Below are 10,619 nucleotides of genomic sequence, written 5' to 3'. Positions count from 1 at the left end.
CGCATTTGCTGCCGGTCTCAAGCAGCAACAGGCGGGATTAACCCCGCCCGTTGCTTCACCTGCGCTCATGCGCGACAACACCAGTCGGTCTCCGGTTGCAGCTGGATGAAAGGCGGGGGTCACGTCAGGATGAATGGACGTCCGGGGATGGGGGTGAGCGGACGGCTGTCTCCGGAACATGGAAGCAGCGGTGAATAGCGACGCTATAGTCAGAGCCAACTAGTTACGGCACGATCCCATTCCAAACGGCGAGTTGGGGAGCTGGTGATGCGATCGCGCAACCACCATCACCGGCGTGTGAAGCAGGAGCTCGGCATGAGGGCCTCCGCCGTAGGGGTGTCAGCCGCGCTTCACGAGGTCATGTTCCGTTTTCACATCGAAAAGTGTCGCCAGCTGAGCGATGGGGACACTTATTGCGTTGGCTGCGGCATGGGGCTGCCTGTCTGGCGCATCGTGCTCTGATCACCGATGGCATTGAGCATTCTTTGATCGAGATCGTGGATCTTGGCGCCAGCGAAGACGGAGGCCGTAGCTGTCCGCCATTGGGCGAGAGCGGCCACCCTACCCGCCTGCCGCAACGACCCACATTCGGTCATTCTTTTCTTATTGGCCGCCTCCCAACAGACGATCATTGATCTGCGCGGCCGCGCGTCGATCCATCGCAATAAGGTGGGAACTCAGCCTCTTGGCTGAACCCCCGGAGCGTCCGCGTGCCCAACCACGTTGAGGCCTCAGGCCAGACGAGAGCCCCAGGCGCGTGTGCAGCGCCATCAGAGCGCCTCGATGATCGTCACGTTGGCGATCCCACCCCCTTCGCACATCGTCTGGAGGCCGTAGCGCTTGCCGCGCGCCCGCAACGCGTGAACCAGCGTCGCCATCAGCTTCGTTCCACTGGCACCGAGAGGATGGCCCAGTGCTATCGCGCCACCGTTGACGTTCAGCTTCCCAGGATCTGCTCCGACGTGCTTCAGCCACGCCAGGGGCACGGGGGCGAACGCCTCGTTGACTTCGTAGAGGTCGATGTCGTCGATCGACAGGCCGGCCTTCTTCAGCGCCTTGTCGGTCGCGAAGAGCGGCTCCTCGAGCATGATGACCGGATCGCCAGCCGTGACGGTCAGATCGACGATCCGGGCGAGCGGCGTCAGTCCATGCGTCTTCAACGCACGCTCGTTGACGATCAGGACCGCGCTGGAACCGTCGCAGATCTGGCTGGCATTCGCCGCCGAAATCACGCCGCCCTCGTGGAGCAGCTTGACCGATCCGATACCCTCGAGCGTGGCGTCGGCCCGGATACCTTCGTCGCGCAGATGCGGTTCGCCATCGACCATGACGGGCACGATTTCGTCACGAAAGGCACCGGCCTCCGTCGCTGCCGCGGCACGCCGATGGCTCTCCAGCGCGTAGCGGTCGAGCATCTCCCGGTCGAAGCCGTATTTCGTTGCGATCATCTCCGCACCGCTGAACTGGCTGAACTCGGCGACCCCAAACCTCGCGGCGATACTCTCGCTTACGGGCCCGATGCCCAGGCCCTCCTTCTTGTGCAAGGACATGTTGGAGAACATCGGCACGCGGCTCATGCTTTCGGTCCCAGCGGCGATGACGACGTCCTGGGTACCGGACATGACCGCCTGCGCAGCGAACTGAATGGCCTGTTGCGAGGATCCGCACTGACGATCGATCGTGACCGCTGGGACGCTGTCCGGCAGCTTGGAAGCGAAGACCACGTTTCGACCGAACGCGAACGACTGTTCGCCTGCCTGGGTGACGCAACCCATGATGACGTCCTCGATCGCCGCGGGGTCGATGCCGGTGCGATCGAGGAGGCCATCGAGAACCGTGGCGCCCAGATCGGCAGGATGCACACCGGCGAGGCGACCATTGCGGCGGCCGCCGGCAGTGCGGACGGCTTCAACGATATAGGCATCGACCATGGTCAGGCTCCTTGAAAATCGGGTTTGCGTCGAGCCAGGAAGGCGGAGACGCCTTCCCGGGATTCTGGATGCGCGCCTGCGGCTGCGATCGTCGCGGCCTCGCGATCGAGGTGTTCGCGAAGCGCGGAGGTCGCGCCCTCGAGGAGAAGCGAACGTGCCGCACCGATGGCGGCGGTCGGTGCTACCGAGAGAGCGTGTGCGATGTCGTCCGTCGTCTCGCGGAGCATACCATCGTCGACGATGCGCGTGACGAGACCGATGCGCTCGGCCTCCTCTGCCCCCACCCGCTGATTGGTCAGGATCATCTGCTGGGCGCGGCGAAGGCCGACCACGCGGGGCAGGAGCCAACTCATGCCCCCATCCGGTGTCAGGCCGATGCCGGTATAGGCGGCGGTGAAATGCGCCGAACGCCCGGCGATCACGACATCGCCGAGCAAAGCCAGGCTCAGCCCCGCCCCTGCCGCCGGACCGTTGACCATCACGACCAGGGGCTTGGGCATCGTGGCAAGTGTCATCACGGCACCGTGAAGCGTATCGGCCAGGGATCGCAAAAAGCCGGGTGCCTCATCACCGGCAGCGGCCATTCCGCCTACGTCGCCACCGGCAGAGAAGAGACGTCCGGCTCCCGTCAGGACGACGCACCGCACCGTTGGGTCCGTCGCGACCCTCGTCGCCGCCCCGGCGAGATCGGATGCAAGAGCGGGGTCGATGGCGTTGCCCGCGTCGGGACGGTTCAGCGTGATACGGGCGATCGAGCCCTCGATATCAAGTCGGATAGCGATCATCGACAGGCCTCCGTCACGTGTCGGGTCAAGCGGGCGCGGCACTGAAAACTGGCGGCGCATTCGCGTGCTTGCGACGCCGCCGCCGGGCCCCTGATCACGTCTCCCTTGATGCAGCGGAATGCCGACGCATGCCCGTCGACATGGCCGCCGGCTTGAGAGATGTTCGACGTCAGCACACCCGCCACTCGCGCCTTCGCCCGAAGCTCAGCGACAAGTCCATCCGTCTAACCGTGATCGTCACGACGGGGATCGCGTTCAAACGGGACGACGTTTCGCACAAAGGCTCCGATCCGCGCACCGATCTCGCCTGCTCGCGGGTGGAAGCAGGGCCGCCGCTCATCGCGGTGCCATGCGGATCGCACCGTCGAGCCGGATCGTCTCTCCGTTGAGCATCGGATTTGTCACGATCGACTCGACGAGTTGGGCGTATTCGTCGGGCTGTCCGAGACGGGATGGGAACGGGACCTGATGGCCCAGGCTGTCCTGCGCCTCCTGAGGCAGCGTGGCGAGGAGCGGAGTCCAGAAGATTCCCGGCGCGATGGTCATGACGCGGATGCCATAGCGGGCGAGTTCGCGGGCGATCGGCAGCGTCATGCCGACGACGCCGCCCTTCGAAGCGGCGTAGGCGGCCTGGCCGATCTGACCGTCGTACGCTGCGACCGAAGCCGTGTTGATCACGACGCCGCGCTCCTCGCCGACCGGCTCGGCCGTGTGGAGCGCTGCGGCGAATTTCGACAGGACGTTGAAGCTGCCGATCAGGTTTATGCTGACGATCTTCGAGAACGACGCGAGCGGCAGCGGTTGGCCGTCACGGTCGATCACTTTCGCCGGCGGCGCGATCCCAGCGCAGTTCACCAGGATGCGCGCCTTGCCGTGCACCGCCTCCGCTTCAGAGATGGCGTCCGCGACGGCCTGGTCGTCCGTGACGTCCACGCGGACGAAGTGTCCGCCGATCTTCCGAGCCCGCGCAGTTCCCGTGTCCTCGTTGAGGTCGAGGATCGTGACCTTCGCACCCTTTGCGGCAAGTCGCTCGGCCGTACCTTCGCCAAGGCCGGACGCACCTCCGGTGATGATCGCTGCAACGCCTTCGATGTTCATGTGTGACCTGTCCTTTCCGGGTCCAGCCGCGATATCAGATGCGCTCGATGGCGACGGCGGTCGCTTCGCGGCCGCCAATGCACAAGGCTGCGACGCCTGGGGCCTTCAGTGCCGAGAGGAGCGTCTCGATGATGCGGGCATGGATCGCTCTGATCGGATGCCCAAGCTTGCGCTTCACCTTGCCCGCGACACTGCCGAGCGTGTCCTGCTCGGTTCGGCCAGAGGTGATGGAATGCCTTGAAACGAAGATACGCCGGCCGCCGTCCGTGCGGGTCGCCCCGTGACGGATCGCAGCGGCATCCCTCCATGCATCACCCTCGGTCAGCACGAATGCGCCAATGGCTTTGCTGGCGATGCGGGCGAATGCGAGTCCGGTCCTTTTGCAGACGGCGTACGGGATATCCAAAAGAATCATCTACCAGCCAGCCTATAATATACCGATGAGTAGGTTGAGTTCCGGTGGCGTACATGTCAACCGGGAAAGATGGCCGCCTTGATATCCGATCATCGCTCCCCCTTTCCCGATCGCGAGCAACGGCTCGCAAGCCGCGTGGCAAAGCGGGAGGCGTTGCTGCTGGCAGCAGTCAGGATGTTCAACGAGCGAGGATTTCACGCGACGTCGCTAGATGAGGTTGCGGCGAGCCTCGGTGTGTCGAAGCCGACCGTATACCATCACCTCGGCAACAAGGATCAGGTGCTGTTCGAGTGCGTGCTCATCGGGTTAAAGCAGTTACAAGAGGCGGCGGCAATTGCTGCTGCCCGGCCGGGTCGCGGCATTGACCGGCTCCATGACTTCTTGATCCGGTACGCGCAGATCAACATGGATGACTTCGGTCGCTGCGTGGTCCGCACTGGCGACGAAGCGCTCTCGCCCGAAAGCGCCACCCGCTTCCGTGCACTGAAGCGTGAGATCGACCAAGCACTTCGGAGGCTTGTCGAAGACGGGGTTGCTGACGGCTCCATCGCCGCCACCGATACGCGCCTGCTGGCCTTCACGCTCGCCGGTGCACTCAACTGGCCCGCGCGCTGGTTCGTCGCCGATGGTCCGCTGAGTGCGGCGGAGGTCGCAAAGCAAATGGTCGGGATGTTGATTGCGGGCGTCGCCCCGCGCTGATGGATCTGCGTCGATAGACTAGCCGTCGCCACCCGTGCGCCCTCGCCGCCTCAAGCGGACGGCACAAGCGCAGGCGGCCTACCGACAAGGCCGTGATCGCTCCCGGCGGCAACTCAAGCATCGCGGAAGTGGACGCCAAACGTCGCCCACACGCGACGTCTGCTGCTATTCGCGCCGCCATCGAACGTCGCCACGCCATGCCGCACGCAGCCACGGCGTCCTGAGCATAGGCGACTGTGAACGAGCGGCACGTCGTTGGCACGACGCACCCTCCGTAACTGCCTGACCATACGATCCCCTCGAAGGACTGGGCGGCGGGCGTCTGGACTTTGGATAGCTTCTGCCATTTGGCGGCTCCGCTCATCCAATTCATACCGGCACGATTGTCTACACCTGTGTTGACGCATTGCGTCACCTTCCAGCTTTCCTACGGCGCACTACACGCCTGTCTCCAGCAAGAGGGTAGCCGAGCTAGGTATACCAATGATGGTGCGGACCTGGTGAGCACATTCTTGTCAACACCACCATTGACAGACCGGGTCACACCCGGCAGTCTCTTAGAGCGATCGGCACTCAGACAGCCGACGCGAGGCTCGCAGGAGCAGGGAGAGCGATATGACGAGGAAGGCTTCTCGCACCATTTGGATTGGCGGAACGTCGGTATGGGCGCTGGTGGCCGTGCCGGCCGCAGCACAGGAGACGACGACGGCAACCGCCAACCCGCCCGCCGTCATTGCGCAGGACCAGACCGATACCGTCGATGGCGCGACAGCAGGTGACATCGTCGTGACGGCCCGCCGCCGCAGCGAATCGCTCCAGAACGTTCCGGTCATCGTCTCGGTCGTCGACCAGCGGGCCCTCGTGACGAACAACGCCAGCGATCTCAGCAAGATCGGCGAACTGACCCCGACCGTAATCGTCGGAGCATACAAGTCGAACGGCGGCGGATCGATCGCGATCCGCGGCATCAGCTCGCCTGCCAATCAGGCGGGCTTCGAGCAGGCGGTGTCGGTCGCAATCGACGGCGTCCAGACCAGCGACGGCCGCATCGCCCAGCTCGGCGTCTTCGACGTCCAGCAAGTCGAAGTACTTAAAGGGCCGCAGGCGCTTCTGTTCGGCAAGAACAACACCGCCGGCGTCATCTCGATCACCACCGCCGATCCCACCGATCACCTGGAGGTCACCGGCCGCGCACTATACGAGTTCGTCGGCGATGAGCTGCTGACCGAGGCGACCGTGTCGGGGCCGATCACCGACAGCTTCGGCGCTCGCCTGGCGGTGCGCTACCGCAATCTCGACGGCTGGCTGCGCAACACCGCGCAGCCACTCGCCAACCCCTTCTACCGCGCCGCGACCGGCGCCCCTGCGGGCGCCGCGCAGCTGCCGGGCGCTTCGGATCCACGGCCCGGCGACCAGGAGGTCCTCGCCCGCCTGACGCTGAAGGGCGAGCCGGCCGACAACGTCACCTTCCGCGCCAAGTCGTTTTACGCTCACAACAACGACAGCGGTCCCGGCACGGCGACGCAGAATATCGGGCCGTGCACCGGCGGCGTGCCGCGGATGTACGGGATCGCCGACCCCAATGCCGATTGCGTCGTCGACAACCGGACGACGATCGGCGACCTGCCCGCGGCCATTTCGCAGACGATGCGCGGCGGCACCGCCGATGGCTCTCCCTACGGTCGTCTGACAGTTCTGACGCAGATGGTGGAGTTGGGGTGGAAGACCGGCAACATCGCGATCGATTCGACTACGGGCTACAATTACACCCAGTATAAATTCTTCTCCGGTCTCGATCAAACGACCTATTCGCAGCTGGCCTTCTTCAACGATCAGCGCGCCGAGCAATTCTCACAGGAGCTGCGTTTCACCAGCGACTTCGGCGGCATCTTCAACTTCATGGCCGGCGGCTTCTATCAAACTAGCCGACTGCACGACAATAACGATACCAAGCTGAACGACGGCAACTACAACGCCGCCGCCAACCGCTATTCGACCTACGAGGATTTCAGCCTCCAGACCGGCAACACCCTGTCGGGCTTCGCACAGTTGATCCTGAAGCCGGTCCCGACGCTCGAGATCGCCGGCGGCGCGCGCTACACCCGCGAGCGCAAGAACTTCATGAAGAAGAACCTCTACGGCATCGGCACTTTCGCCACGCAGAACACAGTCTATCCCGGCTCGAACCACATCGGTGAATTGCAGGGCCGCTTCGACGACGACAACGTCTCGCCTGAGGCGACGATCACTTGGCGGCCGACCAACGAGGTCACCGTCTTCGGCGCCTATCGTACCGGCTTCAAGTCGGGCGGCTTCGGCCTGACCAGCCCGCTGCAGACCGGCACCCGGATCGGCGATGCCGACTTCGGCTCGGAACGCGCCAAGGGGTTCGAGGCCGGCGTGAAGGGCCTGCTGATGAACGGCCGGTTGCGCTTCACGCTGGCTGGTTTCGCCTACACCTTCTCGGATCTACAGGTGAACACCTATGATCCGGCACGCGTCGCCTACACGATCAACAATGCCGGCCGCGTCCGTCAGCGCGGCAGCGAACTCGAACTGAACTACGAGCCCAGCCAATATTTCCGCCTGCATGGTGCAATCGCCTATACGCACAACCGCTTCAGCGATTTCGTCGGCCAGTGCTATGGCTATGCCTTCCCGACGGGCACCACGCGGGCGACAGCGGTGCCGCCGCCAAACTGCTCGTTCGTGAACGCCACCGCGCTGACGCTCCAGCAAAGCTTCAACGGCAGGGCACCCGCCCGCTCGCCCGACTGGGCCGGCAACGGCGGCGGCGAGATCAGCATTCCCTTTGGCGGCTACAAGCTCGCCATCACCGGCGACGCCTTCTACAGCGGTGGCTATTACGCCGCAGAGACGATGGCGCCGTCGACCTATCAGAACGCCTTCTGGCGCTTCAACGCCAGCGCGCGGGTGGCCGAGATCGACGATCGGTGGTCGGTGTCGGTGATCGGGCGCAACCTGTCGAACAGATATTATCTGCTCTACGCGGCAGACCGCACCGGCGGCACGAGCGTGCCCGGCGCGATCGGCGAGCAACGCGGCGTCGTCGCCCGGGGCCGCGAGATCGCGCTCCAGCTGGCGGGCAAGTTCTGATGGCGGCGAGCGATCATCGGGTCACGCGCGATACGCCGGTCGGCTATGCGCTTCAGCCGATCAAGAAGAAGGCCGCGATCCAGCTCATGGGATCGCGGCTGTGGGGCCGGTTCAATCCCAATCACTGGGATCCGGTTTATGCCGCACAGACGGGTCTCAAGGCGCCGATCCAGACCGGCGAGATGTCGTCGGCCTATATTGCCGAAATGTGCGTCAATCACTTCGGCGCGGCAATGTTCACCGGCGCGCGGGTCGTGTGCAAGTACATCGCCTCGACCTTGGCGAATGAAGTGATCACGACCGGCGGCGTGGTGCGCGAGAAGCAGCCCAAGGGCGACGGCTTCCGCTTCGTCGTCGACGTCTGGGCGGAAAACGAGGCCGGCGAGAAGAAGACGGTCGGCTGGGTGGAGGTGGATGTCGGTGTCTGAGCAGGTGAACGACGGCGTCGCGACCGACGCGCTGCGGCCGATGGCGCCGATCCAAGTCGAACAGACCCGCGAATTCATCGCGGGGCTGGAACAGGGATCGCAGACCTATTGGGACATGGTCGAGATCGGCGACGAGCTGTCGCGCGATCTTCACATCACGCCCGAGTTGGTGATCCTCTATGCCGATGCGGTTGAGGACTTCACGCCCTGGTACGAAGCGTGGAAGATGAACACCTGGCATATTCCGGGAGAGTCGCCGTTCGGCGCGGCGATCGTTCCGCCGCTGCTGGTGTCGCACTTCGTGCTGTCGGTGCAGTTCGATCACACCAAGCCATTCGCCATCGGATCGATCCACACCTTCCATGATTCCAAGATCGTCTCGCCGATCCCCGTCGGCGCGACGGTGCGGATCACGACTCGTGCCGCCGACAAGTATGAGAAGCGCGGGCGCCGTTATGTCCGCCACGACGTGACGGTGACCGACGTCGACAACGGAACGCTCTACTTCCGCGAAACGCGCGATATTCTCTCGCTGTGAGTGTGCAGGTCGCCGAGGGGCTGTTCGAACAAGCCGAGGACGGGGCACGGCTGATCGGGTCGCGGTGCCGCGGCTGCGGCACGACGTATTTTCCGCAGGCGCCTGGCTGTCGCAACCCGGATTGCCCGGCACCTTGCCTCGAGTGCGCGCATCTGCCGCAGCGGGGGCGCCTCGTAAGCTACACCATCCAGCGGTATCGCCCACCGCCGCTGTTCCGGATGGATGATTGGACCCCCTATGCGATCGGGCTCGTCGATCTCGGCGAGGGCGTTGAGGTGATGGGGATGCTGACCGGCGTCGATCTTGATCGTATTGTGATCGGTACCTCGATGCGGCTGGTGATCGAGACGCTCTACACCGATGCCGCGCGCGGCCCGGTCGCCACGTATAAGTTCGCGCCTGAGGTGACGGCATGAGCCAGGTCTATGTCGTCGGCGTCGGCGCCCACCCATGGGGCAAATGGCCCGATAAGCCGCAGCTTCAGCTCGCGCTCGAGGCGACCGGCGCCGCGCTAGCCGATGCGGAGCTTGGCTGGCGCGACGTGCAGGCACTGGTGGCGGCGAGCTCGCGGTTCGAGGGCGGCATGGGCTGGGGCCTTCACGCGAACGAAGTCGCGCAGGCGGTGGGTGAGCATGGCATGGCCTGCGTCAACGTCGGCGGTGCCTGCGCGGCGGGAGCGATCGCGATCCAGACCGCCTATGCGATGATCGCCAGCGGCCAATATGACGTCGTCTGCGCGATGGGTGCCGAGCGGATGCCCAAGGGCTTTATCCCGCGCCCGCCGGGCAGCCAGGACGACATCACGGACCACGACTATCTGCGCTGGGTCGCGATGGGCGCGACCAACCCCGCCTATTGGGCGATCGAAGCGCAGCGGCGCATGCACGACCATGGCACGAGGGCGGAAACGCTGGCGGCGGCAGCGGTGATGATGCGGCGCCATGCCGCCGGCAACGCCCTCGCCCGCTTCCGCCAGCCGAGCAGCATCGAGGAGGTGCTCGCCTCGCCGATGGTGGCCGATCCGCTTCACCTGCTCGAAATCTGCCCCGTCAGCGATGGCGCCGCGGCGGTGATCCTGGTCAGCGAGGCCTATGCGAAGCGGCTCGGTCGGACCGAGGTCCGCGTCGCCGGCTGTGTCGCGGCGACCGGCCAGTTCGGCGACCCGGCCCGTCGCATCCCGACGATCGCCAGCACGGTACGCGCCGGTGTCGATCACACCAGCGAAGTAGCGACGGCGGTTTCCCGTGCCTTCGCGATGGCTGGCGTCGGGCCGGCTGATGTGGATCTGCTGGAGATGGCCGATAATACAGCCTGGCATCTGCTCGCCTGGCCGGAGATCTTCGGCTTCTATGCGCCCGGCGAGGGCGACCACATGCTGGCAGAGGGGCAACTGACGTTCGGCGGCCGGCTTCCCCTCAATCCGAGCGGCGGGTTCCTGTCGTTCGGAGAGGCGACGACCGCGCAGGCCGTGCTGCAGGTCTGCGAACTCGCGTGGCAGCTGCGCGGTCAAGCCGACGGGCATCAGGTCGAGGGCGCCAAGGTGGCGATGTCGGCCGTCCTGGGGCTCGGCGCCAATGGCGGATCGGTGATCCTGACGCGATGAGGCCA

Annotated in this window: 9 protein-coding genes and 1 pseudogene; 6 read left to right on the top strand and 4 right to left on the bottom strand. The window is 64.9% G+C overall.

The window, feature by feature from the left end; translation table 11 throughout:
* Positions 1-770 precede the first annotated feature (770 nt).
* From ACU5AX_RS18120 to ACU5AX_RS18105, 4 genes and pseudogenes are all read right to left on the bottom strand, one after another.
* Positions 771-1,931, bottom strand: coding sequence for an acetyl-CoA C-acetyltransferase (locus tag ACU5AX_RS18120; RefSeq protein WP_446691963.1), 1,161 nt, complete (start codon positions 1,929-1,931; stop codon positions 771-773).
* A 2-nt stretch (positions 1,932-1,933) separates the two neighbouring features.
* Positions 1,934-2,716: an enoyl-CoA hydratase/isomerase family protein gene (locus tag ACU5AX_RS18115; RefSeq protein ID WP_446691962.1), complete on the bottom strand. Its 783-nt coding sequence runs from the start codon at positions 2,714-2,716 to the stop codon at positions 1,934-1,936.
* A gap of 336 nt (positions 2,717-3,052) precedes the next feature.
* Entirely contained in the window at positions 3,053-3,814 is a 762-nt protein-coding gene (locus ACU5AX_RS18110; RefSeq protein ID WP_446691965.1) for an SDR family NAD(P)-dependent oxidoreductase, read from the bottom strand.
* A gap of 34 nt (positions 3,815-3,848) precedes the next feature.
* A pseudogene (locus ACU5AX_RS18105) lies at positions 3,849-3,980 on the bottom strand (acetyl-CoA C-acetyltransferase); the annotation flags it as partial.
* A gap of 318 nt (positions 3,981-4,298) precedes the next feature.
* Here ACU5AX_RS18105 and ACU5AX_RS18100 point away from each other — a divergent pair.
* The 6 genes from ACU5AX_RS18100 to ACU5AX_RS18075 all read left to right on the top strand — a co-directional run bounded on the left by ACU5AX_RS18100 (position 4,299) and on the right by ACU5AX_RS18075 (position 10,614).
* Positions 4,299-4,928 carry a TetR/AcrR family transcriptional regulator gene (locus ACU5AX_RS18100; RefSeq protein WP_446691961.1) on the top strand — a complete coding sequence of 210 codons (630 nt, stop codon included), beginning with the start codon at positions 4,299-4,301 and terminating at the stop codon, positions 4,926-4,928.
* Positions 4,929-5,543: 615 nt separating this feature from the next.
* Complete coding sequence (locus tag ACU5AX_RS18095) at positions 5,544-8,045, top strand: TonB-dependent receptor (RefSeq protein WP_446691960.1); 2,502 nt, start codon at positions 5,544-5,546, stop codon at positions 8,043-8,045.
* Complete coding sequence (locus ACU5AX_RS18090) at positions 8,045-8,473, top strand: MaoC family dehydratase (RefSeq protein ID WP_446691959.1); 429 nt, start codon at positions 8,045-8,047, stop codon at positions 8,471-8,473. The genes ACU5AX_RS18095 and ACU5AX_RS18090 overlap by 1 nt, the downstream gene beginning before the upstream one ends.
* Positions 8,466-9,011 (top strand): MaoC family dehydratase, encoded by a 546-nt coding sequence (locus ACU5AX_RS18085; protein WP_446691958.1) that lies wholly within the window; start codon positions 8,466-8,468, stop codon positions 9,009-9,011. Before ACU5AX_RS18090 ends, ACU5AX_RS18085 begins: the two co-directional genes overlap by 8 nt.
* Positions 9,008-9,427: a Zn-ribbon domain-containing OB-fold protein gene (locus ACU5AX_RS18080; RefSeq protein WP_446691957.1), complete on the top strand. Its 420-nt coding sequence runs from the start codon at positions 9,008-9,010 to the stop codon at positions 9,425-9,427. Before ACU5AX_RS18085 ends, ACU5AX_RS18080 begins: the two co-directional genes overlap by 4 nt.
* Positions 9,424-10,614, top strand: a complete 1,191-nt coding sequence (locus ACU5AX_RS18075) for a lipid-transfer protein (protein ID WP_446691956.1) — start codon at positions 9,424-9,426, stop codon at positions 10,612-10,614. Before ACU5AX_RS18080 ends, ACU5AX_RS18075 begins: the two co-directional genes overlap by 4 nt.
* Positions 10,615-10,619: the final 5 nt, after the last annotated feature.

This window comes from Sphingomonas benefaciens, assembly GCF_052907485.1.
Note: the sequence above shows the minus strand (reverse complement) of the source record. Positions and strands in the feature narration are given on the sequence as shown.